The sequence below is a fragment of the Aequorivita sinensis genome (assembly GCF_006346335.1).
Lineage (GTDB): Bacteria > Bacteroidota > Bacteroidia > Flavobacteriales > Flavobacteriaceae > Aequorivita > Aequorivita sinensis.
The window spans coordinates 121,592-145,647 of sequence record NZ_VDMC01000007.1 but is presented as its reverse complement, the minus strand read 5'-3'; the positions used below and the strand labels follow the sequence as shown (position 1 = coordinate 145,647).

Here is a 24,056-nt window from a genome sequence, read left to right as displayed (position 1 = left end):
AATTCAGGCAGGATAAGTTTCAGTAGGTCTAGATAATTGTCCAAAGCTTTGTTTTAAAAAACAAAAATCAGAATTCTATTTCAATTCACACACAACTTTTGAGAATGATCCATAAATTCCTTCTGTCATTAACAAAGCCCCCTATCAATTAGCCGCCATATGTATCTTTTATGATTTCTTTTTAATTTATGTAATTCATTATCCGTAAATTAATACTCTAAAACAAACCTTATGACGAAAATTGTAAAAGATTCAGACGATAAAAAAGAAAGAGATTATATTTTGCAAGACAATAAAAAAACCCGCTATGGTGCAGGTTTTATTTTAATAGTGCTATTTTTATTAATTATTGGAGTAATTATTTCAGGCATTTACTTTGAGTGGTTTTAAATAATTTCAGCACTCAAACCAGCTTCCAACAACATTGTACAACGAGGTTTTAATTCCTCATATTCTCCAGTTTTCACTGTACACTTACCTTTATAATGAACAATTATAGAGCATTGTTCTGCTTGCTCAGGTGTATGCTCGCAAGCAAATATTAAACAATTTATTACATGGTCGAATGTATTTACATCATCATTGTAAAGTACTATTTCATTTTGATTGCTCTCCATTTCAGCAACATCTACATCTTCTTGTATTTTTTCTCTTGTACTCAAATCGTAAAATAATTTAACGTTAATAGTTATTCATTAGTAAAACCTTTGTCAAAAAACTCAGTTTAACCTTACAACAGATGTTTCAACTACTAAACTAATTAATAATAAGCTAATTACGAAATTAAAAATTTCGCAGCAACCCATCTATTTTTCTCTTTATTCTCAACGAAGGTCAGCCCCAAATTATTGCAAGTTTCTGTAATAATTGGCAAATCCTCTATGTAAAAACCACTTAAATATAGCTCGCCTTTAGCGTTTAAACACTTGAAATAACTAGCCATATCATTTAATAAAATGTTTCTATTAATGTTAGCAATTATAACATCGTATTTTTGGTCTTTCAATAAATCTGCATCGCCTTGATATACCGAAATATTAGCACAATTATTTCGTTCTACATTTTCCATAGAATTTTCATAACACCATTCATCAATATCGATAGCATCAAGTTGTTGAGCACCTCGCATTTCAGCTAATATTGCTAAAACAGCAGTACCACACCCCATATCAAGAACAGTTTTATTTTTAAAATTATTTTCTAATATAAACTGAAGCATCATATAAGTAGTTTCGTGATGCCCCGTCCCAAATGACATTTTAGGCTCGATAATAATTTCGTATTCAAACGATTTTGCAGGATGAAAAGGTGCACGTACCGTACATTTTCCATCAACTTCAATAGGATCGAAGTTCTTTTCCCACTCTGCATTCCAATTTACCTGAGCTATTTCTGAAAAGGTATATTCTACTTTAAATTCATCAGAATCTAAAATATTTATATCACTCAAAACATCTTCATTCCACTCATCTTTCTGAATATACGCTGTAACACCTTCTTCTGTTTCAACGAAACTTTCAAAACCTGCATAACCTAATTCGGCAGTTAGAATCTCAGCTCCTAGTTGTAAAGGAGACACTTTAAAAATATATTCTATGTATATCATTGGTAAGTTTATTTGTCAATTTATCAATACTAATTGACTGTCAAAATTAATTTTATTTTATTCTATCGGAAGAAATATTTCTTCTGGATACTTCACTTTTGTAAGATACAATCCGTGAGCTGGTGCCGAAGCCCCTGCCTTAGATCTATTTTTACTATTTAAAATTGCTTGAAAATCTTCCGCACTCGTTTTCCCAAATCCAACATCCAATAAAGTTCCTACTATAGCTCGAACCATATTGCGTAGAAATCGATCTGCGGAAATTGTGAAGGTTAATTTATTATCAATCAATTCCCACCTTGCTTTACTGATAACGCAATTATATGTTTTCACATCAGTTTTAGACCGCGAGAAACATTGAAAATCTATATGATTAAATAATAATTCAGAAGTTTTATTCATTAAATCTACATCAGGATTTTTATTTAATTGATAAGCAAAATCCTGAGAAAAAGGATCTTTCCTCAATGATATCACGTACTCATATTCTCTTGCAACAGCATCAAAACGGGCGTGTGCGTTGTCTTTTACTTGAAAAATATTTACCACAGAGATATCCTTAGGAAGAAAGGAATTTATTCTAAAAACTAAAGCTTTCGTATCATTTATAGCTTCAAAATCAAAATGAGCAAATAGTTGTTTTGCGTGAACACCAGCATCTGTCCTACCCGCTCCCGTAATTTTTATATCCTCACGAAGTAAAGTAGATAGCGACTCTTCAATAACTTGCTGAACACTCATCTGCTTTGGTTGGCGCTGCCACCCAAAATAATTTTTCCCATTATATGCTATCTCAATAAAATATCGCAAACTTAATTGTTTTTACAATTTGCAAAATTACAACATACTACGGAGCTTCTTACTTTCAAAATTGAAAATATTAATTTCAATGCTATCAAGGCTTAGAGCTTGATTTTATATAAATTTGAAAACTATTACAATCAAGCAAATCCCACACTTTGAAAAAAATTCTCCTTCTTAGCGACACACATAGTTATATTGATGAAAAAATCTTGAAATATGTTAAACAAGCCGATGAAGTATGGCATGCTGGCGATATAGGCGACCTAGCTGTTACCGATGCTATAAAAGCATTAAAACCACTTCGTGCTGTTTATGGCAATATAGATGATCACGAAGCGCGCAGAGAGTTTCCCTTACACAATCGTTTTATGTGCGAAAAGGTTGATGTTTGGATTACTCATATTGGAGGATATCCAGGTAAATACAATCCATCAATAAGACAAGAGTTATACGCCAATCCACCAAAAATATTTATTTGCGGACATTCTCATATATTAAAAGTTATGCCCGATAAAACTACAGGTCTGCTCCATATGAATCCAGGTGCAGTGGGTAAACACGGATTCCACAAAGTAAGAACGATGTTAAGGTTTGAAATAGATGACGAGAAAATTGAGAATTTGGAAGTTATAGAGTTCGAAAAGCGCTAGGAATTACTTTTTACTCAGCTAATAAACGATTTTCTACTTTCTTTTGACTTTGTGCTAAAAAGCAAAAAACCCCCTAAGGTGGCATCCTGAGGGGGTTTTGCACTAATATACCAAGATCGGTTTACCGTAAACGATCAACAGATTTTACGAGGTCCTCGTCCTTTTTAATGGCCTTATTGGCCAGCACTAAAAATACGATAGAAATGATAGGAAAAAGAACCCCAATACCCTTCTCTGAAACAATAGTTTCTCCGGATAAAGTTAGTAATCGATAAACGAAAACTCCTAGTAATACAAAATTTGATACTATATTTAAACGGTTTAACACAAATTGCTGTTGCCGTTTTTTAAATGATATAATCGAAATAATCGCCATTGCTATAGACAAAAATATAAGTCCAAAAATCAAAGGCTCACTGCGTTCCATAATAATTTGCCCATCCGTTCCTACTACTTCAGGAAACCATAAATATAACCCACCCATTATAAGGGCTGAAACGATTAAAAAAACAGTTTGTATACGTTGTATCATTACTATTAACACAATTAAGCAGCAAAAATACATTATCTTTTTAAAAAAAATAACACTAGTTTTTAAAATATTGTTGTATTATTGCATTATCTATTCGTAACCACCTCAATAAAGGTTACTTAGTCTTCAAAAAACATTTTCAACGTACTTACCTTCTCAAAAGGAATTAAATAGTATAAATTTTAACTACAGCATTCATTACATGTTTGAAATTTCAGAATTAAAAAGTAAAAAGCTTCCTGAATTACAGGAAATAGCCAAAGAACTTAAAGTGCCAAAATTCCGCACACAAAAAAAATTAGATTTAGTTTATCAAATACTCGATTATCAAGCTGCTAACCCTAAAGCTGTTAAAGCTGTACTTGGGTCAGATGATTCTTCTTCATCTCCTAAAAAGGAAGAGAAAAAAACTGAGTCTTCAAAAAATAGTGGCAACAAAGAAAAGCAGGCAAATCCTAAAAAGGATGAAAGCAGAGGTAATAAACCTCAAACTAATAAGCCACAATCGCAAAAGAAACATCACGATAAGAAGAGTGACGACGATAAAAAGGATGATGTGAAGAAACCTTCTAAATCTGATAATAAAGATAGCGATAGAAAATCACAACACCAGAAGTCTTCTTCTTCAAATCGTCCAAATAAATCAGACGACAGAGATAAAAATCAACGTACTGATAAAAACAACACAGACAACAGACAAAAACATCAAAGCCACAAACAAAAAGATGGCAATACACACGATAATCGCAACAACGGGAATAAAGATTCTCGTAATCGTTACCGTGAGCCAGATTACGAGTTTGCAGGGATAATAGAAAGCGAAGGAGTTCTAGATATAATGCAAGACGGATACGGATTTTTACGTTCTAGCGACTATAATTACTTATCTTCTCCTGATGATATTTATGTTTCACAATCACAAATTAGACTTTTTGGCTTAAAAACCGGAGATACAGTTTTAGGTGAAGTACGTCCTCCAAAAGAAGGTGAAAAGTATTTCCCTTTAATTAAAGTAAATAAAATTAATGGATTAAACCCAAATGTAGTTCGCGATCGCGTATCATTTGAACATTTAACGCCACTTTTTCCACAGGAAAAATTTAAACTAGCTGAAAAGCAAAGTACAATTTCTACAAGAATAATTGATCTTTTTGCTCCTATTGGAAAAGGACAACGTGGTATGATTGTTTCTCAACCAAAGACTGGGAAAACAATGTTGCTAAAAGATATTGCAAATGCAATTGCGGCTAATCACCCAGAAGTTTATCAAATTATTTTATTAATTGATGAACGTCCTGAAGAAGTTACCGACATGCAACGTAACGTTCGAGGTGAGGTTGTAGCTTCTACTTTTGACAAAGAAGCAACAGAACACGTTCGTGTAGCAAACCTGGTAATAGATAAAGCTAAAAGATTGGTAGAATGTGGTCACGATGTTGTGATTTTATTAGATTCTATAACTCGTTTAGCTCGTGCCTATAACACAGTTCAACCTGCAAGTGGTAAAATATTAAGTGGAGGTGTTGATGCAAATGCACTACATAAACCAAAACGTTTCTTTGGTGCTGCCCGTAATATTGAAAACGGTGGTTCATTAAGTATTATAGCAACAGCCTTAACCGAAACCGGCTCTAAAATGGACGAGGTTATTTTTGAAGAATTTAAAGGTACAGGAAACATGGAGCTTCAATTGGATAGAAAGATTTCAAATAGAAGAATTTTCCCTGCTATAGATCTTACCTCTTCAAGTACTCGTAGAGATGATATTCTGCTTGATGAAAATACAATACAACGTATGTGGGTTCTTAGAAAATACCTAGCCGATATGAATCCTATTGAAGCTATGGAGTTTATTAACGATCGAATTAAGCAAACCAAGAACAATGAAGAGTTCCTAATTTCTATGAACGGATAGAACTCTTTTCAATATAAATTTAAAATCGCCATTGAAAAAAATTTCAATGGCGATTTTTTTTTGTTCGGAAGTCAATAATAACCTTAGCCCCCACGATTTATATTTATAATCAACACTATATACCTATAATTATATCCCCAGCAAATGAATAAGCATTAACGCTACATTCTTTTAACATCAACTCTACCAATTACCACTCAACTCTTATAAGCTTAAATAAAAGCGGTTTTAGGCACAATCTACTCAAGATTAACATAGCTAGCCAATCCCATTAAATACAACTTTAGAAACGCTAATTTATAAACAAAAAAATCCCGACCATAAGGCCGGGATTTTAATATTTAGAATTTTATAATTCTTATTGCTTTACTACTTTTTGAGTAAGAGTACCTGAAGTAGTTTCAACTTTTAAAGTGTAAACACCTTGTGCAAAAGAAGAAGTATTGATAGTTCCGTTGCTGTATACAGCACCTACGTTTTTACCTAATACATCATACATAGCTACGTTAGTAACTTCGATGCTTGAAGGAATGTTCAAGTTAAGAACATCAGTAGTAGGGTTAGGGTAAACAGCGATCATTTCAGCAAGGTTGTCACCGATAGATGCAATTGGCTCATCAGTTAAGTTCCAAGCAAAACTTGGGAAAGACTCACCAATTATTCCAGAGATGTTAGTCCATTCAGTCAAACCAGCTTCAAAAAGATCAGATGGGTCAATTAACACAGGCTCTTCATTAGGGAAGGAAGACAAAGAACCAGACCAGTTCCAACGTCCATCATCAGCTGGTCCACCATCTACACTTGGAAACACTGATAACCAGTAAATATTACCTGCTTCTAATACAACTTGATTACCACCATTAGCATCAGTAATATTAACAGTAAAATTTGTGCTTTGTCCATCCTCAGTAATTGTATATAATGAAGGATCGATATCACCTAACTCTAAAATACCCGTTCCAGCTACTTCAGGATTTCCAGCAGGTACCGCCCCAGAGATTGTATATAGGTAAACATTGAATCCAGTTACCAAAGGTTCAATTGGAACTGGATCGGTACTAAAACCATAAAGCGTAAGTTCTCCAAGAGCAACATCGCTAGTAACAGAAAAGTAATCAGCACAGTAAACACCAGTACCATCATCACCTTTTGTAGAAATTAAACCTGTTAGGTTATCATCGATACGATCAACAAGTACATTCTGACCAAAAGTCGCTGCGGTCATTAAAAGAGCCGAAGCTAAAAGAGTAATTTTTTTCATAATAAAAAGTTTTAAGTTTAATTAATAGAAGCAAATATAACCAACCAAATAAGATTTACAAATAATTTAGTGCTAATTTTTCTATTTTTACCTTGTTAAATTTAAAGCAATCATAGGTTAACACCGAATTTAACAAATTTCCTCATAATTATTAGCAGATGAAAAATCACCTCTTAGCACTTAGTATTATACTTTTTAGTTATTCTTTAAATCTAAACGGACAAACGCAACAGAAGCAACTTCAGGCAATTATTGATTACCCAGATTTAAATAAAACTTCAACATACAACGAAAGCATTGCGTTTTATAAAAATTTAGCTGTCAGAGATAAGAGAGTACATATTTTTGAAATGGGAGAAACCGATAGCGGACAACCTTTACATATAGTTATATATAATTCAGAGATTATCCAAAACAATCTAAACCACAGCTCCTTTTCAAAAAATGATAAAAACCTTTTATTAATAAATAATGGAATACATGCTGGAGAGCCTGATGGAATAGACGCCACTATGCGGCTTTTTGGAGAATTATCCAAAAACAGTATTCCTAGTCCGAAAAACACTATTATAGCTACAATACCTATTTATAATATAGGAGGAGCACTAAATAGAAATAGCACAAGCCGAACAAATCAAAACGGCCCTAAGGAATATGGGTTTCGTGGGAATGCTAGAAACTACGACCTAAATAGAGATTTTATAAAATGTGATACTAAAAACGCAAAATCATTTGCTGAAATTTTTCACTGGCTCAATCCAGATCTATTTATCGACAATCACGTTAGCAATGGCGCAGATTACCAATACACACTCACCCACCTATTTACGCAACACAACAAACTAGGTGGTGAATTAGGTAGCTATCTTGAAACTTCATTTATTCCTGAATTTGAGAAATCTTTAAAGCAAAAACAATGGGACATCACACCTTATGTTAATGTATTCAACAATAAACCAGAAATCGGATTTTCACAATTTATGGACTCTCCTAGATATTCAACAGGTTATAGCGCGTTATTCAACACTATGGGAATGATGGTAGAAACTCATATGCTAAAACCCTATAAAGATAGAGTTAAAGGAACTTATGAATTAATGAAAAGTTTTATAGCCATTGCAGATTCAAATGCCGCAAAAATTAATTCATTAAGACAAGATGCTATTAAAAAGTACAAAATTGGAAGCTACTACCCTATTTCTTGGAAGGTTGATTCAACCAAAACAACTTCACTGAACTTCAAAGGCTATGAAAGTGATTTTATACCAAGCAAAATTACAGGACAAAAACGATTAAAGTACAATAGAAATAAGCCTTTCGATAAAACTGTTACCTACTACAATAACTTTAAAGCAAACGATTCTATCAAAATTCCTTCGGCATATATAATTCCGAAGGGGTACTGGAATATTATCGAACTTTTAAAATTAAACAACATAACTTATTCAAAAATTGAATATGACACAATTATCACTTCCGAAGTTTATAGAATTGCCGAATACCAAACAGTAGAAAGTCCATACGAAGGTCATTATTTACATTATAACACCAAGGTGGATAAGACTACAGAAAACGTTACAGTAAACAAAGGAGACATTTTAGTTAAAACCCAGCAACCGGGGTTAAGATATATAATTGAAACTTTAGAGCCTTCAGCACAAGATTCATTTTTCAATTGGAATTTCTTTGACGCTATTTTACAACAAAAAGAAGGATTTTCTCCTTATGTATGGGAGGATTTGGCCGAGGAGTTTTTAAATAAGAATCCGAAAATCAAAGAAAAGTTTGAGACGAAAAAACAAAACCAACCTGAATTTGCACAAAATTGGTATTTGCAATTAGATTGGATTCACAAACAATCCCCTTATTACGAAAAATCACATCTTCGTTATCCTATCATTAGGGTGGGTAGTTAAATATTCTTTTGGAAAGAGAAGTTTAATGTTTTCATAAGAATTTTTTAAAGCATCCTGGGATTTTTCAAAATTTTTCCATTTTGCTTTTTTAATGCCCTCTTCAGGCTGAGGAGTTAAAGGGCCGTCGTAATCGGTATACATTTCATACCAGTGAGTAATTTTAAGTCGGTACTTATTGTTTCTAGTAAAAACGTGATACGTTTTCATTATAAAGTCACGAATTTCAAGACCTTCTACCCCTGTTTCTTCTTCTACCTCGCGGATTGCAGCTTCCCTATAACTTTCTCCTTTTTCAATTTTTCCTTTAGGCAGATCCCATTTCCCGTTACGTCTTATAAAAAGAATTTCTTTTTTACTATTATAAACTAATCCCCCAGCTGCTTCTACTACTTTTATTTTTTTCCGAAGAAAACGTTCTAATTTTTCCGCATTCTTGTGATAAAGATTAACATAGAGAAGTTCGCCGTTGTTAATCTTTTTAACCAATTTTTTAAAACGCGCTTGCTTTAAAGGTATGGTTGTATAGTGTTCGCCAATATTTTTTTCCGTAGAAAGAATAATGGGAATTTCTTTTACAAAAACTTTATACATTTGTAGTATGATATTAAATAAGGAAACGGCACAAAAAACCGCAGCATTATTATTGCAAATTAATGCAATAAAATTACAACCACAAAACCCTTTTACATGGGCTTCGGGATGGAAATCTCCCATTTATTGTGATAATAGGATAACACTTTCGTATCCAACAATTCGAAATTACATTCGTGAAAACCTCGCTAAACAAATTGAAGAGACCTACGGAAAGCCAGAAATGATAGCTGGTGTAGCCACTGGAGCAATTGGTATTGGCGCCTTAGTAGCAGACTATCTTAACGTTCCTTTTTGTTACGTAAGACCGGAAGCCAAAGGTCATGGACGAAAAAATAAAATTGAGGGTCACCTTGAACCCAATACCAATGTTATTGTAGTTGAAGATTTAATTAGCACAGGAAAAAGCAGCCTTATGGCTGTAGAAGCACTTAAAGAAGCAAATGCTAATGTAAAAGGAATGTTTGCTATTTTTAGTTATGGCTTTAATATTGCAGAGGAAAACTTCAAGAATGCTAATGTAGAGTTAAGCACCCTTAGCAATTATGAAATGTTACTACAAGAAGCTGAAAAGTCGAAGTACATAAGCGCTGATGAAGCAAGATTACTTGGCGAATGGAGAACCAACCCTGAAACTTGGGGGCAGTAGTTAGTAGTATAAAAATAAAAAATAACAGACTTAATAATTTTAATAATGAAATTAAACAGTAAAAAAGTAACGGTTCAAAAATCAGCTTCAGAGCTGTGCGAATTTTTGGCGGATGTAAAAAACTATGAAGGCTTGATGCCAGACACCATTAGTAAATTTGAAGTAATTAGAGACAATGCTTTCGTATTTGCGTTAAAAGGTATGCCTGAAATAGCTTTAGAAATTAAAGAAGTAGACAGCCCTAATAAAGTAGTTTTAGGAGCGATTAGCGACAAACTTCCGTTTACTTTAAAAAGCGATATTGAAAGTGTATCCGACACATCGTCTACTGCTGAATTACTTTTTGAAGGAGAATTTAACAGTATGATGGCTATGATGATAAAAAGTCCTATTTCAAAATTTATTGAAACGCTAGCCTCAAACTTAGAAAAGCTGTAGACTTATTTATGGTAATATATATTGAGAACGGGGCTAAAGCAAAATTTTAGTTCCGTTTTTATTTTTAGAAAATAAGCTTAACTTCCTTTAATTGATAATTTTGAATTTTTTCGTTTTCAGTTTCTACTAAAAGCTCTCCCAAGTCGCTAACCCCTTTTATAATTCCATTAAACCGAAATCCTTTTTGATCTTCAAATACCGAAATAACATCTTTTCTAAACAGTCGATCTTCAAAAAGCTTTTTCTTTTCTACAAAATCTGCAACTGAAAGATTTTCCAAACTTTTAGACAACGAATTTAAAACTTCAAGTAAAACTTCATCTAAAATAAATTCCCTGCCAGATTCGAGCTTCATAGAACTCGCTTGAGGCAAATCCGGGAAAGATATTACATTAACATTTAGCCCAATTCCTATAATTGAATACTGTACATTACTGCCTTTAAGTACATTTTCAATTAAAATACCGCCAATTTTTTTTTTGGCTGACATTATGTCGTTAGGCCATTTTACAGAAAGATTTGGGATATTTAGGTTATTTAAAGCATCATAAATAGCTGTTGAAACTGCCATGGAAATAACAAAATGATATTCTGCTGCCAGCCCTTTAAAATCTTTAAACACACTAAATGTAAGGCTTTGTCCTTGTTTTGAAAACCAAGAAGCTCCCATTTGTCCACGACCGGAAGTTTGTTGTTCAGCTAGTACAACCGTAAGATCTGAAAGCAGGTTTTCACGCAGCAATTCCTTCATATACGAGTTGGTTGAATGGGTGGCATTAAGTTTGATTATCTTCAAAACAATAATTTAGTTTAGTATTACTTAATTTAAGCGGTTCAAGAAACAAAAAAGTAATAACTTTGCGAAATAGAAAAGAAAGATATTTAATGCAAAAAAAACAAGCAGGAACAGATCAACTTATTGCTCAAATAATACGAGGGATTGAAGATGTTAAGGGACAGGATATAGAAATCTTAGACCTAAGAGAGATAGAAAACACAGTATGTGACTATTTTATAATTTGCAATGGTACCTCTAACACACAAGTTAATGCCATTGTAAACTCGGTTCAAAAATCAGTAAGCAAAGAATTAAAGGAAAAGCCTTGGCACGTTGAAGGTAGCGACAACGCCGAGTGGATACTTATGGACTATGTTCACGTAGTTGTACACGTTTTCCAAAAGCATATCCGTGAATTTTATGATATTGAAGGACTTTGGGGCGATGCAAAATCGGTTAAAATAGAAACAACTCATTAAAAAGAAGACTGCCTTATGGCTCAAGACAATAAAAACAAGAAAAACGAATCCAAAAAACCTAGGCCAAATTATTATTGGATTTACGGTGCTATAATTTTATTATTTTTTGGATTACAAATCTTTGGTGGTGGTAGCTGGTCTCAGCCTGCTAAAACCAATCAAGCGCAATTTGAAGAATTTTTAAAGGCTGGTGACGTTGAACGCGTTGAAGTAATCAACAAGAAAATTGCTAAGGTGTATCTTACTGAAGAAGCCAAAGCAAAAGAAATACACGCTCCTAAAGGAAATGCACCCTCTTTTTTAGAGCCAGGCACAAATGACGCAACTTACCAGTTTGAATTTGGAGACTTACAGTTATTTCAACAAGATTTTCAACAAATAAAAGCTGAAAACGATTTAACTACTAGTTTAAATTTCGATACAGATACAAATGTATGGGGTGATATCTTGATGGGAATACTTCCATTTGTAATTATTATTGCAATTTGGATATTCATTATGCGTAGAATGTCTTCTGGAGCTGGAGGTGGTGGTCCTGGTGGACAATTGTTCAACATAGGAAAGTCTAAGGCTAAACTATTTGACGAAAAAACCGATATCAAAACTTCTTTTAAGGATGTTGCAGGATTAGAAGGTGCAAAGGAAGAAGTTCAAGAAATTGTAGACTTCCTAAAAAACCCAGAGAAATACACGTCTCTAGGAGGTAAAATTCCTAAAGGTGCATTACTAGTTGGACCTCCAGGTACAGGAAAAACTCTTTTAGCTAGAGCCGTTGCAGGTGAAGCAAAAGTACCTTTCTTCTCACTTTCAGGTTCAGATTTCGTTGAAATGTTTGTGGGTGTAGGTGCCTCTCGTGTACGTGATTTATTTAAACAAGCTAAAGAAAAATCTCCAGCAATTATATTCATTGATGAGATTGACGCAATTGGTCGTGCACGTGGAAAAAACAATTTTTCAGGTGGAAACGACGAGCGCGAAAACACATTAAACCAGCTTTTAACCGAAATGGATGGGTTCGGAACAGATTCTAATGTTATTGTACTTGCTGCAACAAACAGAGCTGATGTTCTTGATAAAGCTCTAATGAGAGCCGGTCGATTTGACAGGCAAATTTATGTTGATCTTCCAGACGTTCGCGAAAGAAAAGAAATTTTTGAAGTGCATTTACGTCCTTTAAAAAAGGGAGAAGACTTAGACACCGATTTCTTATCAAAACAAACACCAGGTTTCTCCGGAGCTGATATAGCAAATGTTTGTAATGAAGCTGCTTTAATTGCTGCTAGAAAAGGTAAGCAGACTGTTGGTAAACAAGATTTCCTTGATGCGGTAGATAGAATAGTTGGTGGTCTTGAAAAGAAGAACAAAATAATGACTATGGACGAGAAACGCGCCATTGCATTCCACGAAGCTGGTCACGCCACTGTAAGTTGGATGCTAGAGCACGCTGCTCCATTAGTTAAAGTAACAATTGTACCACGCGGACAGTCTCTAGGAGCTGCTTGGTACCTACCAGAAGAAAGACTGATTATTCATCCAGAACAAATGTTGGATGAAATGTGTGCAGCCTTAGGTGGTCGTGCAGCAGAGAAAGTTATATTTAACCGAATTTCTACAGGAGCATTAAGCGATCTTGAAAAGGTTACTAAACAAGCTCGAGCAATGGTTACTATTTACGGTCTTAACGATAAGGTTGGAAACCTAACCTATTACGATAGCAGTGGTCAATCTGAATACAACTTCTCTAAGCCATACAGCGAAAAAACCGCTGAACTTATTGATCAGGAAATTTCAAAACTTATTGAAGAACAGTATGATCGTGCGGTTAGAATCCTTGAAGAAAATAAGGATAAACTTACAGAACTAGCAAATGTGCTCTTAGAAAAAGAGGTTATTTTCAAAGACAACCTTGAGAAAATATTTGGAGAGCGTCCATTTCAAAAACCAGAAGAAGCTCCAAGAGTGACAACATAATTATGTTGTCACTTTAGAGTTGTTACGAATAATTACAGAACTAGTTGCTATACTTCAAAATGTATTTTATATCTTTGAAGTAAACGCATTTATAAACTCCTCAATTACTTGATTAATGAGTCTATTAAAAAGGCTTTTAAATCCAATATATAAAAAAACAGAAGCTAAGACTAAAACGTCTGAGTTGCCTGAGCACAGCACCTATTATCCTGAGCAAAAACTTCCTGTAGACGAGAAATTTACTTTCAATTTCAAAAACAACGGAGGTAAATTTTTATATTGTGAAAACTGGGAAGAGATAAAAGAGGCTTTTGATAATGTTCTTTTAGAAAATGATTGGTATGAGCAAGATGTTTTCTGCTTTAATGAAATGCTTTCTGAAAAATTTGATGGCTTTAACCTCAACTTTGTAAAAAATACTAATTCAACCTTTTTTCTTACTACTTGTGAATCGCTTGTAGCTAAAAACGGTTCTATTCTGCTTTCGTCTAACCAGATAAAAGAAAAAAAATTAAGCGAGTTTCCTTTTAACATCGTAGTTTTTGCAACTACAAGTCAGATTGTTGAAACCATAAGTGAAGGTTTGCGAATTATTAAAAACCAAAGCTTAAAACACATCCCAAGCAACATTACTACTATTCAGGACTTCGACACTGAAAAAGAAAAAGAAAAGGATTTTATGAGTTATGGAAGTAGCACAAAAAACCTATATTTGTTGCTATTGGAAGACTTATAATATGAAAGAAACACTCGTAAGGACCCTTTCGGGCGTATTATACATTTCGATTATTATCATAGCAATGTTTACCTCGCGCGAATGGTTTATGGGGTTATTCTTCGTACTTGCAGTGATTACCTTAAGCGAATACTTAAAACTTGTACACTTAACTAGCTACCTAGCTTATTTTTTACTAGCAGCTAGTTTTTATTTTTTAAGTTATAATGTCTTCGACGATAACGCCATCTACCTTTTACTCATTCTAAGTGGTTTTGTAAATTTATTTCTTCTTAAAGACGTACTTTGGACAAGCAAAATCCCAATGTTTGAAAAGAAAAAATACATTACAGTGGTATTTTATATCATTAGTGGTTTTGTGTTTTTAACACTAATTCCCGTAATGAATATCGACGGTAGGTTTATACCAGAACTTATTGTGGCTGTTTTTATATTAGTATGGAGCAATGACACCTTTGCTTATCTAATTGGAAAGAATTTCGGCAAACATAAACTCTTAGAGCGTATTTCACCTAAGAAAACTATAGAAGGTTTTATAGGAGGTATGCTAGGAGCCTTACTAGCAGGATATATTATATTTAAGGTCCTAGAACATTATAGCCAATTAGACACCTTAAAATATCCGCTATGGATGTGGATTGTAATGGCATTAATTGTAGCTATATTTGGAACGATTGGCGATTTAATTCAATCGAAATTTAAAAGGCAAGCTGGAGTTAAGGATAGTGGAATTATAATGCCAGGTCACGGTGGATTATATGATAGATTAGACAGTATAATTTATGCCAGCCCATTTGTATATGCGTTTTTATTAATAGTTGACAATGTTTCATAAAGAAGGTTTTAAAATTATAATTATAGCTCTGGTAATTGTTATCGGACTAAGCCTATTGGCCAATGTTTTTTTTCTACATCCAACTATTCGTGGAGGAGTGATTATTTCATTAATTATTTTATTGCTACTCATCCTGCAATTCTTCAGAAATCCTAAGAGAAACTTCTCTCCAAACTCTAACCAAGTGTTATCCTCGGTAGATGGAAAAGTTGTTGTTATTGAAGAAGTTTTCGAAAAAGAATACTTTAAAGACAAACGTTTACAGGTTTCGGTATTTATGAGCCCAATTAACGTTCACGTAACCCGCTATCCTGTGGGAGGAACAGTTACGTATAGTAAATATCATCCAGGAAAATATTTGGTTGCTTGGCACCCTAAAGCTTCTGAAGAAAATGAGCGTACAACTGTTGTTGTAAAAAATGATGTAATTGGTGAAGTTCTATTCCGACAAATTGCAGGAGCATTAGCTAAAAGAATAGTAAACTACGCCGAAGAAGGACAAAAAGTAGAACAAACAACAGATAGTGGTTTTATTAAATTTGGTTCGAGAGTAGATATTTTCCTACCGCTTGATGCCAAAATAAAAGTAGAATTAAACCAAAAAGTAAAAGGTGGGATTTCAATAATTGCTGAAAAATAATGACATCGGAAGAGTTAGATATCGCCTTTAAAAATGCAGTAAAAAGCATTAATGAACATAAAGACCCGTTTCCTGCCGATGTATTATTACGCTTATACGCATACTACAAACGCGCTACAAATGACGACCACCCCCCAAGTGGACGAAAGGCCCATATCTCGGCTTTTAAAACAAATGCGCTATTCCAAACTCGTGGCTTAACACCTGATGAAGCTAAAGAACTTTACATTAAAGCTGTGAAGCAGTACTTTCTGTATAGAAAGTAAATTATGACTGCTGGGCTTTATTGAATTTTATTTCATAAGTCTCAATAGCTGCGCGGATTTTATCTACATTATCCGACGCCATTTGATGTGCTAACTCCATAGCCTCTTCCAATTCTTTATCTGGGTGTTGAAACAAATCGGTAATAACATGATTAATTTTATCGAGAATACTTTCTTGACTGTTCTTAATGTCTTCTAATTTTTGAAGCATTGCTTTCATTTCATTATATTTAGCCTGATCCATAATTATCTATTTTACAACAAGATACAAACTAAATCTGTTCAAAATCAAAAAATTAACCTCGATTTAAAACTAATTAAGAAAACGCTATAAAATAATAATCCTAAAAGACTCACATATTTTAAGTTATAAATTCTATAAAAAAACGACCCCGAATGGGGTCGCTCAATTTAAACATTTATGGTTTTCAGGAATTTAAACCTATTAGTTTTTCCTTTAATTTATTTTAAACCAGCTAGACTCGCTTTCAAGGTTTCAATCTTTGCAAGGGCATCAGCTTCTTTTTGCTTTTCTAAGGCAACTACCTTTTCAGGAGCGCCATTTACAAAGCGTTCGTTCTTCAATTTCCCTTGAACACTTTTTAAGAAACCTTCGGTATATTTTAATTCCTCAGTTAGTTTTGCTATCTCTTCTTCAACATTAATAGCGCCTGCTATCGGAATAAAGTACTCGTTACTCTTTGCACGGAAAGTTAGTGCACCGTCAAGCTTTTCTGTAATGTAGTTAAGTTCAGAAATATTTCCTAGTTTAGAAATTACAGCGTCAAAATCTTTTGAAGCGTTATCATTATTTAAAACTGACAGCTCAATTGTATCTTTAAAAGAAATATTCTTTTCTTTACGAATTGTTCTTATACCTGAAATTACTTCAGAAGCAAAATCGAAATCTTTAATAATTTTTTCGTCGAAAGGCTGAGCTTTTGGCCATTCTGAAACTATCAAAGCTTCAGAAGTATCACGCTTAGTTATGTGTTGCCAAATTTCTTCTGAAATAAAAGGAACAAATGGATGTAGAATTTTTAAATTATCTTCTAGTACTGAGATTACTTCCTCATAAGTTTTCTTAGCGATTTTCTCACCGTAAGGTGGTTTTACCATTTCTAAGAACCAAGAGCAGAAATCATCCCAAACCAACTTATAAGTAGCCATTAAAGCATCACTTATACGATATTTACCGTAGTGATCTTCAATCTCTGCAAGTGTTTTTTGAAATTTACTTTTATACCAGTTTAACGCTATAACATCACTTTGCGACTGTTCCTTATCTGGGCAAACCTCCCAGCCGTCGATTAGTCTATAGGCATTCCATATTTTATTAACGAAACCACTCCCCTGTTTACACAAGTCTTCATCAAACATCAAGTCGTTTCCTGCAGGTGAACTTAAAAGCATTCCCACACGTACGCCATCTGCACCATAAGTTTCCATTAAATCTATAGGGTCTGGGGAATTACCTAAAGACTTACTCATCTTTCTACGCTGTTTATCGCGAACGATTCCAGTTAGATATACATTTGTAAAAGGCTTTTCATTTCTATATTCGTAACCAGCAATAATCATTCTTGCCACCCAGAAAAATAAAATTTCAGGAGCAGTTACTAAGTCGTTTGTTGGATAGTAATAATTGATTTCTTTATTGTCCGGCTCTAAAATTCCGTTGAAAACACTTATTGGCCACAACCAAGAAGAGAACCAAGTATCTAAAGCATCCGGATCTTGAGTTAAATCAGAAGTCTTTAATGCGTTGTTATTCGTTTTTTCTTGAGCAAGTTTTAAAGCTTCCTCAATATTTTCAGCAACTACAAAGTCTTCTTTTCCATCGCCATAGAAATACGCTGGAATTTGTTGTCCCCACCACAATTGTCTTGAGATATTCCAATCGCGTACGTTTTCCATCCAATGACGGTAAGTGTTTATAAACTTCTCTGGAACTAGGTTTACATCTTTTTCAAGAACTGCATCTAAAGCAGGTTGAGCAAGCTCCTTCATTTTTAAAAACCATTGATCACTCAACTTTGGTTCTATAACAGCTCCTGTACGTTCACTTGTACCTACTTTGTGCATATGGGTTTCAATTTTTGAAACCACTCCCATTTCTTCAAGCTCTTTTACAATTTCTTTGCGAACTACAAAACGATCTTTTCCTTCATAATGCAATCCAAAACTATTTAGAGTTCCATCGTCATTAATAATATCTACAATCTCAAGATTGTGCTTATCGCCAAGTGCTTTATCATTTTCGTCGTGAGCAGGAGTTACTTTTAAACAGCCTGTACCAAATTCTACATCTACATATTCATCTTCAATAATAGGAATCACTCGGTTGCAGATAGGAACAATTGCTTTTTTACCACGTAAGTGTGCAAAGCGTTCGTCATTAGGATTAATACAGATGGCGGTATCACCCAATATTGTTTCAGGACGAGTAGTAGCGATAGTTAAGGTATCCTCACTACCTTCAACTTTATAGTTTAAGTAATAAAGATTACCTTGTTTTTCTTCGTATATAACCTCTTCATCAGAAAGCGTAGTTTTAGCCTGGGGATCCCAATTTACCATTCGGTAACCGCGATAGATATTTCCTTTTCTATACAAGTCTACAAACACTTTTATAACAGAAGCAGACATTTCTGGATCCATTGTAAACTTAGTTCGTTCCCAATCACAAGAAGCACCAAGTTTTTTAAGTTGTTCAAGGATAATTCCTCCGTGTTTATGCGTCCACTCCCAAGCGTGCTCTAAAAACTCTTCTCTCGAAAGGTTCGCTTTATCTATCCCTTCGGCTTTAAGTTTAGCAACTACCTTGGCTTCTGTTGCAATTGAAGCGTGGTCTGTTCCTGGCACCCAACAAGCGTTAAAACCTTGTAATCTTGCACGACGAATTAATACATCCTGCAAAGTATTATTAAGCATATGCCCCATATGCAGTACTCCAGTAACGTTTGGAGGTGGAATAACAATAGTATAAGGCGTTCTTTCATCTACCTCAGAATGGAAGTAATTATTCTCCATCCAGTAGTTATACCACTTATTTTCAATCTGTTTCGCGTTATATTTTGCTTCTAATGCCATACTTTGGTCTAGTATTTGTACTATGAATGGCAAAAGTAAATATATCTGTAGGATAATAAAAGGATTAAGTTATTTTGCAGAATCTTTAAAAGTTCGATACTTTTACAAATATTAAAAACCAAAAATCATGAAAAAATTAGCTCTAATGGCACTTGTTGCCTTTATCGGTTTTACCGCTCAAGCACAACAAGCAAAAATTACTTTCAATGAAGACACCGTAGATTACGGAACTATCGAAAAAGGTAGTGACGGTTTACGTGTATTTGAATTCACGAACACTGGTGATGCCCCACTTATTATTAGTGATGTAAAATCTAGTTGTGGTTGTACTGTACCAAAAAAACCTGAAGGACCAATTGCTCCAGGCGCAAGTAGCAGTATTCAAGTGAAGTACGACACTAATCGTGTTGGACCTATTAGAAAAACAATTACTGTATATTCTAACGCAAGCGAGCCTATGGTAGCCTTAAAAATAAAAGGTACCGTAAAACCAGAATCGGCAAGTGTACTTGAAAAAAGTTAAATAAACATACTTGAAAAAAGTATAATCCGGCTGGAAAATAAATTCTTCAGCCGGATTTTTTTTAGAATAAACTTTTGAGATTGAAAGCTACTTTTTGAATTTCACCATCTCTTTTTATATCCAAAGAAATTCGCTTGTCTTCTTCACTAGAAAACAAAGAGATTAATTGGTATAATTTATATCTATACGCTGGCTTGCCATTAACGTTAACTATCTCATCATTTTCGACTATTCCGGCTAAGGCAGCAGGCGAACCTTCTCTTACATCCACAACTATATAAATTGGTACAAGTGTAAAATTAAACTCGGTGGTTATAAAAATACTATTTCTAGTTAAGGCCTCACTCCTACTATCACTATTTGTGTTTATAGCGGCTTGGCGTTCCTCTTTCACTAACTCCATTCCTCCGTGCTCTAAAGTCAATCCACTCATATTATAATGAAAAGGTTTCTTGAAGTTTCGGTTTTTCTTAAAACGAACAAGGCTACCGCCATAATCGAAAGTTACTGTAAACCTACTCAAAAACCCACCTCCTATAGTTCCGTCTCGATCTTCGTAGAAGCGAGCTTTTAAAACAGCAACTTCTTCAGGAAACGAGGTATTCACATCTTTTAATAAGTAATCACCCAATATTAATTTTGGTACCTGCGCACGCTTACCAAAAATATTTCCACTTAAGCCCAGACCTAAAAAATCATTAAAATAGTTTTTAGGATTTTCATTTATAAATCCCAACTCGTCAAACAACCACAAAACATCACTAGAACCAGAGTCTATCAATAAGGTTACTTCTTCTTGTATAGTTTCTGAAGCTACTTGTAGGTTGATATATGGCTTGCCATTTACAAAATTGAGCTTAAGATCTTCACACTTTTTGCACTTTTTAAAAGTATGTTTTTGAGGATCGTAGATGGTTATTACCTCGGATGCATAGTTAATTTTTACTACGAAATTTTTAAAAAATTCATTTCCCAATATACCGTGAATGGGCACTCCCATTCTAGGAGAGAAATTTAGAGAACTATCGAATATCACGTAAAGCGCATGGCTTTTATCAACAGCTTCTCCTACTTTTATATGATTGTTTAAGCTCTTTAATGCTTCAACCATTCCCCCTGCCCCTAGACCTTGTAACTGAACTGGTGATGTGTTTTTCAACTGAACACTATCTGCAGCTTCTAAACTAAAAAGGATTGTAGATTTTACACCAGTATCGAGAATGAAAGACAATGACGTACCATTAATTTCGATTTCGATTACTGCTAGGTTATTTACTATTTTAAATGGAATTCGGTTTTTTTTAGCCTTGTTTTCCAAAATAAATCCCGCCTGCGCCATCAATGAAGAAGAGCACAGCATCAAAATTATAAACAATGGCTTATACAAATTGATAAGGGTATTAATGAATATCACTTGAAGATATAAAAAAAAGGCGAATGTTAATCGTCTCAGATTAGTTTTATAAAATATATTTTGCAACTTTGCTGCTAAAAATTTTATTATGCCATCAGTATCAACAAAAGGGAAAAACATGCCGGAATCTCCAATCCGCAAACTAGTTCCTTTCGCCGAAAAAGCTTATAAAGCTAATAAAACTGTTTACCACTTAAACATCGGTCAACCTGACATAAAGTCGCCGGAAATAGCTATGAAAGCAGTTTCCGAACACAATCTAGAAATTCTTGCTTACACTCGCTCTGAAGGATCGGAGGAGTATCGCAAAAAGATTTCTGCATACTATCACAGAAACAACATTCCAGCTGAAGCTAATGATATAATTGTAACTACAGGAGGTAGTGAAGCTTTGCTTTTCGCAATGGGTAGCATTGCAGATGTTGGAGACGAAATAATTATTCCTGAACCATTTTATGCAAATTACAATGGTTTTGCAACTGCATCTGGTATTTCAATTGTTCCTGTAATTTCAAAAATCGAAGACAACTTTGCCTTGCCTCCAATTTCAGAATTTGAAAAGCTAATTACTCCAAAAACAAAAGCTATTCTTATCTGTAATCCAGGAAACCCAACTGGATATCTTTATTCAAAAGAAGAAATTCAAACGTTAGCAGAAATCGTAAAAAAACACGATTTATTTTTAGTGGCAGATGAAGTTTATAGAGAATTTACATACGATGGATCTAAGCACTATTCAATTCTAGAAGAGGAAAGCTTAGCACAACACGGAATTATTATTGATTCGGTTTCAAAAAGATACAGCATGTGCGGTGCTCGTATTGGCTGTATGGTTTCAAGAAACAAAGAAGTTATTGCTACAGCACTAAAGTTTGCTCAAGCTAGATTGAGTCCTCCTACCTTTGCTCAAATTGCTAGTGAGGCAGCTCTAGAAACGCCACAGAGCTATTTTGACAATGTAATTACGGAATATCAAGACAGACGTAATACTTTAGTTAATGCTTTAAAAGCTATTCCTGGGGTGACTGTAGGTGAACCAAAAGGTGCTTTTTATTGTATCGTGCAATTACCTGTAAAAAACAGTGACGCTTTTGCACAATGGTTGCTTGAAGAATTTGACGATAACGGTGAAACCATCATGGTTGCTCCTGCCGCTGGTTTTTACTCTACACAGGGCGTAGGATTAAATCAAGTGCGTATCGCTTATGTGCTAAATAAAGAAAGCTTAATTAGAGCAGTGGAAATTCTAAAAATTGCTTTAGAGAAATACAAGGATTAATGCGAATTGAAGAGAACAAATCGCTTAAAAATTACAACACCTTTGGTATCGATTGTACGGCTCGCTACTTTGTTTCGGTTGAAACAGTGGAAGAGTTAAAAGAAGTACTATCCCAAAAAAAATCAGACGAAATATTCATTCTTGGTGGGGGTAGCAATATGCTACTTCCCGCCAAATTGAATTCGTTTGTTATTCATTTAAACTTAAAAGGAATTGAGGTTTTAAATGAAACCCAAAGTGAAGTAATAATAAAAGTAATGGCTGGTGAAAACTGGCATGAATTTGTTCAATACTGCATAGCTAACGATTTTGGCGGGTTAGAGAACTTGTCATTAATTCCAGGAAATGTAGGTACAGCCCCTATTCAAAATATTGGCGCTTATGGAGTAGAATTGAAAGATACTTTCGAAAGCTGTACCGTTCTTGAAATTGAAAACTTAAATGAAAAAGAGTTTTCAAATGAAGAATGTAAATTCGGCTATCGAAATTCAATTTTCAAAAATGAGGCTAAAGGAAAATACATTATTACAAGTGTAACTTTTAAGCTCACAAAAAAAGACCATAAATTGAGTATTTCATACGGAGATATTCAGAAAGTATTAGCTGAAAAAAATATTCTGAATCCTAGTATTAAAGATGTCTCTGATGCAGTTATTGCCATTCGACAATCAAAACTTCCTGACCCTAAAGTATTAGGTAATAGTGGCTCTTTTTTCAAAAACCCCATAGTAGACAAAGTTACTTTTGAAGAATTCCGAAAAAAATATCCTGAGGCACCATTTTATGAAGTTTCACCTACAGAATTTAAAATACCTGCAGGTTGGCTAATAGAAAAATCTGGTTTCAAAGGAAAACGTTTTGGAGATGCTGGGGTTCACAAAAAGCAAGCGTTGGTATTGGTTAATTATGGCGAAGCCACAGGCAAAGAAATCTGGCAACTTGCAATGGACATTCAGAAAAAAGTAAAAGACTTATCTGGTATTACAATAGAACCCGAAGTAAATATATTTTAATCGGCTTTAAGGACTCCTTCAATAACGTAGCTTGTCCCGTTAGAGCCTTTTTCTCCGCCTTTTAAAACATTAACCTTCATCCCTTTATTATCGGAGATAATAATCTTGTCATCCACTTTAGTTAATGTTAAACTTGTTCCTGACAAAGTTTTTAATTTGAGTTTGCCTGATTTACTAATACTTTCTGATAAAGATTCTCGAGAATACTCTCCTTCTACGATGTGGGACCTTAAAAGGTCTTTTAACTTATCGAGATTTTCTTGTTTTGAGTAAAACTTATTGTTTTTAATGGCTAAGGAATCTATAGCTGTATTGGAAGGCCCAAAAACTGTATAAACCCCACCATCTTTAGTAAGTTGAGTAGCCATTTCTGCGGTAACAATTAAACTAGCAAATCTTTTTAAATCTCTTTCATTCATAATTTGCGACATTACACTTTTTGATATCGCTACATCCTCTGGAGTCAACGCTTTCTTAGGAGCTCTATTTAATTCAGACTTTTGAATTTCTTCGTTCGTCGTATTAACAGATTCCAAACTATTAACTTCTTGGTTTTCATTTTTACAAGACGCTGCAAGAAAAATAAATAGAAAAACAAATATTAATGGGAGTAATTTTTGCATTATGAAATTGTTTAAATGAAACCTAAAAATACTTAAAATCTGAG

26 protein-coding genes are annotated in these 24,056 nt (G+C 34.1%); 15 read left to right on the top strand and 11 right to left on the bottom strand.

The window, feature by feature from the left end; all coding sequences use genetic code 11:
• Window positions 1-231 precede the first annotated feature (231 nt).
• Window positions 232-390, top strand: coding sequence for a hypothetical protein (locus FHP04_RS14625; RefSeq protein WP_179951778.1), 159 nt, complete (start codon window positions 232-234; stop codon window positions 388-390).
• Here FHP04_RS14625 and FHP04_RS09540 read toward each other — a convergent pair.
• From FHP04_RS09540 to truA, 3 genes are all read right to left on the bottom strand, one after another.
• Window positions 387-662: an ATP-dependent Clp protease adaptor ClpS gene (locus FHP04_RS09540; protein WP_139855877.1), complete on the bottom strand. Its 276-nt coding sequence runs from the start codon at window positions 660-662 to the stop codon at window positions 387-389. The genes FHP04_RS14625 and FHP04_RS09540 overlap by 4 nt on opposite strands.
• 113 nt (window positions 663-775) lie before the next feature.
• Entirely contained in the window at window positions 776-1,606 is an 831-nt protein-coding gene (gene prmA, locus FHP04_RS09535) for a 50S ribosomal protein L11 methyltransferase (protein ID WP_139855876.1), read from the bottom strand.
• A gap of 57 nt (window positions 1,607-1,663) precedes the next feature.
• Window positions 1,664-2,416 carry a tRNA pseudouridine(38-40) synthase TruA gene (gene truA, locus FHP04_RS09530; protein ID WP_139855875.1) on the bottom strand — a complete coding sequence of 251 codons (753 nt, stop codon included), beginning with the start codon at window positions 2,414-2,416 and terminating at the stop codon, window positions 1,664-1,666.
• A 149-nt stretch (window positions 2,417-2,565) separates the two neighbouring features.
• On the opposite strand from truA, the gene FHP04_RS09525 reads away from it, so the two are divergent.
• Complete coding sequence (locus FHP04_RS09525) at window positions 2,566-3,060, top strand: metallophosphoesterase family protein (protein ID WP_139855874.1); 495 nt, start codon at window positions 2,566-2,568, stop codon at window positions 3,058-3,060.
• A gap of 121 nt (window positions 3,061-3,181) precedes the next feature.
• Here FHP04_RS09525 and FHP04_RS09520 read toward each other — a convergent pair whose 3' ends face one another.
• Window positions 3,182-3,592, bottom strand: a complete 411-nt coding sequence (locus FHP04_RS09520) for a DUF4293 domain-containing protein (protein WP_139855873.1) — start codon at window positions 3,590-3,592, stop codon at window positions 3,182-3,184.
• A gap of 202 nt (window positions 3,593-3,794) precedes the next feature.
• Here FHP04_RS09520 and rho point away from each other — a divergent pair, with 202 nt between their 5' ends.
• Window positions 3,795-5,507: a transcription termination factor Rho gene (gene rho / locus FHP04_RS09515; RefSeq protein WP_139855872.1), complete on the top strand. Its 1,713-nt coding sequence runs from the start codon at window positions 3,795-3,797 to the stop codon at window positions 5,505-5,507.
• Window positions 5,508-5,865: 358 nt separating this feature from the next.
• Here rho and FHP04_RS09510 read toward each other — a convergent pair whose 3' ends face one another.
• A complete protein-coding gene (locus tag FHP04_RS09510) occupies window positions 5,866-6,768 on the bottom strand; it encodes a T9SS type A sorting domain-containing protein (RefSeq protein ID WP_139855871.1) in 903 nt (300 codons plus the stop codon).
• 158 nt (window positions 6,769-6,926) lie between these two features.
• On the opposite strand from FHP04_RS09510, the gene FHP04_RS09505 reads away from it, so the two are divergent.
• On the top strand, window positions 6,927-8,684 hold the full coding sequence (locus FHP04_RS09505; protein WP_139855870.1) for a M14 family metallopeptidase: 1,758 nt from the start codon (window positions 6,927-6,929) through the stop codon (window positions 8,682-8,684).
• Here FHP04_RS09505 and FHP04_RS09500 read toward each other — a convergent pair.
• Window positions 8,646-9,275, bottom strand: a complete 630-nt coding sequence (locus FHP04_RS09500; RefSeq protein ID WP_139855869.1) for an NUDIX hydrolase — start codon at window positions 9,273-9,275, stop codon at window positions 8,646-8,648. The genes FHP04_RS09505 and FHP04_RS09500 overlap by 39 nt on opposite strands.
• A 7-nt stretch (window positions 9,276-9,282) precedes the next feature.
• Between FHP04_RS09500 and pyrE the strand changes: the two genes are divergently transcribed.
• Both pyrE and FHP04_RS09490 read left to right on the top strand, forming a co-directional pair.
• Window positions 9,283-9,924: an orotate phosphoribosyltransferase gene (pyrE, locus tag FHP04_RS09495; protein WP_139855868.1), complete on the top strand. Its 642-nt coding sequence runs from the start codon at window positions 9,283-9,285 to the stop codon at window positions 9,922-9,924.
• Window positions 9,925-9,969: 45 nt separating this feature from the next.
• The gene (locus FHP04_RS09490; RefSeq protein WP_139855867.1) at window positions 9,970-10,362 is read left to right on the top strand and encodes an SRPBCC family protein; all 393 of its coding nucleotides are present in this window, start codon (window positions 9,970-9,972) and stop codon (window positions 10,360-10,362) included.
• Window positions 10,363-10,426: 64 nt separating this feature from the next.
• Here FHP04_RS09490 and FHP04_RS09485 read toward each other — a convergent pair whose 3' ends face one another.
• Complete coding sequence (locus FHP04_RS09485; protein ID WP_139855866.1) at window positions 10,427-11,158, bottom strand: biotin--[acetyl-CoA-carboxylase] ligase; 732 nt, start codon at window positions 11,156-11,158, stop codon at window positions 10,427-10,429.
• Between the two features lie 89 nt (window positions 11,159-11,247).
• On the opposite strand from FHP04_RS09485, the gene rsfS reads away from it, so the two are divergent.
• From rsfS to FHP04_RS09455, 6 genes are all read left to right on the top strand, one after another.
• Window positions 11,248-11,619, top strand: a complete 372-nt coding sequence (gene rsfS, locus FHP04_RS09480; RefSeq protein WP_139855865.1) for a ribosome silencing factor — start codon at window positions 11,248-11,250, stop codon at window positions 11,617-11,619.
• A gap of 15 nt (window positions 11,620-11,634) precedes the next feature.
• Window positions 11,635-13,590, top strand: a complete 1,956-nt coding sequence (gene ftsH / locus FHP04_RS09475; protein ID WP_139855864.1) for an ATP-dependent zinc metalloprotease FtsH — start codon at window positions 11,635-11,637, stop codon at window positions 13,588-13,590.
• A gap of 115 nt (window positions 13,591-13,705) precedes the next feature.
• Complete coding sequence (locus FHP04_RS09470; protein WP_139855863.1) at window positions 13,706-14,326, top strand: LUD domain-containing protein; 621 nt, start codon at window positions 13,706-13,708, stop codon at window positions 14,324-14,326.
• 1 nt (window position 14,327) lies between these two features.
• Window positions 14,328-15,161 (top strand): phosphatidate cytidylyltransferase, encoded by an 834-nt coding sequence (locus tag FHP04_RS09465; protein ID WP_179951777.1) that lies wholly within the window; start codon window positions 14,328-14,330, stop codon window positions 15,159-15,161.
• Window positions 15,151-15,801 (top strand): phosphatidylserine decarboxylase family protein, encoded by a 651-nt coding sequence (locus FHP04_RS09460; RefSeq protein WP_139855861.1) that lies wholly within the window; start codon window positions 15,151-15,153, stop codon window positions 15,799-15,801. Before FHP04_RS09465 ends, FHP04_RS09460 begins: the two co-directional genes overlap by 11 nt.
• Window positions 15,801-16,067: an acyl-CoA-binding protein gene (locus FHP04_RS09455; protein ID WP_139855860.1), complete on the top strand. Its 267-nt coding sequence runs from the start codon at window positions 15,801-15,803 to the stop codon at window positions 16,065-16,067. The genes FHP04_RS09460 and FHP04_RS09455 overlap by 1 nt, the downstream gene beginning before the upstream one ends.
• 1 nt (window position 16,068) lies before the next feature.
• Here the strand turns inward: FHP04_RS09455 and FHP04_RS09450 are convergent, their stop codons facing one another.
• Together FHP04_RS09450 and FHP04_RS09445 are read right to left on the bottom strand one after the other, a co-directional pair.
• Window positions 16,069-16,311 (bottom strand): hypothetical protein, encoded by a 243-nt coding sequence (locus FHP04_RS09450; protein ID WP_139855859.1) that lies wholly within the window; start codon window positions 16,309-16,311, stop codon window positions 16,069-16,071.
• 218 nt (window positions 16,312-16,529) lie between these two features.
• A complete protein-coding gene (locus FHP04_RS09445; protein WP_139855879.1) occupies window positions 16,530-19,160 on the bottom strand; it encodes a valine--tRNA ligase in 2,631 nt (876 codons plus the stop codon).
• Between the two features lie 127 nt (window positions 19,161-19,287).
• Between FHP04_RS09445 and FHP04_RS09440 the strand changes: the two genes are divergently transcribed.
• The gene (locus FHP04_RS09440; RefSeq protein ID WP_139855858.1) at window positions 19,288-19,683 is read left to right on the top strand and encodes a DUF1573 domain-containing protein; all 396 of its coding nucleotides are present in this window, start codon (window positions 19,288-19,290) and stop codon (window positions 19,681-19,683) included.
• Window positions 19,684-19,744: 61 nt separating this feature from the next.
• Here FHP04_RS09440 and FHP04_RS09435 read toward each other — a convergent pair whose 3' ends face one another.
• Window positions 19,745-21,097: an aspartyl protease family protein gene (locus tag FHP04_RS09435; RefSeq protein WP_158319132.1), complete on the bottom strand. Its 1,353-nt coding sequence runs from the start codon at window positions 21,095-21,097 to the stop codon at window positions 19,745-19,747.
• 88 nt (window positions 21,098-21,185) lie between these two features.
• Here FHP04_RS09435 and FHP04_RS09430 point away from each other — a divergent pair, with 88 nt between their 5' ends.
• Together FHP04_RS09430 and murB are read left to right on the top strand one after the other, a co-directional pair.
• Window positions 21,186-22,376 (top strand): pyridoxal phosphate-dependent aminotransferase, encoded by a 1,191-nt coding sequence (locus FHP04_RS09430; RefSeq protein ID WP_139855856.1) that lies wholly within the window; start codon window positions 21,186-21,188, stop codon window positions 22,374-22,376.
• Window positions 22,376-23,389, top strand: coding sequence for a UDP-N-acetylmuramate dehydrogenase (murB, locus tag FHP04_RS09425; protein WP_139855855.1), 1,014 nt, complete (start codon window positions 22,376-22,378; stop codon window positions 23,387-23,389). The genes FHP04_RS09430 and murB overlap by 1 nt, the downstream gene beginning before the upstream one ends.
• On the opposite strand, the gene FHP04_RS09420 is transcribed toward murB, so the two are convergent.
• On the bottom strand, window positions 23,386-24,012 hold the full coding sequence (locus FHP04_RS09420; protein WP_139855854.1) for a fasciclin domain-containing protein: 627 nt from the start codon (window positions 24,010-24,012) through the stop codon (window positions 23,386-23,388). The genes murB and FHP04_RS09420 overlap by 4 nt on opposite strands.
• Window positions 24,013-24,056 lie beyond the last annotated feature (44 nt).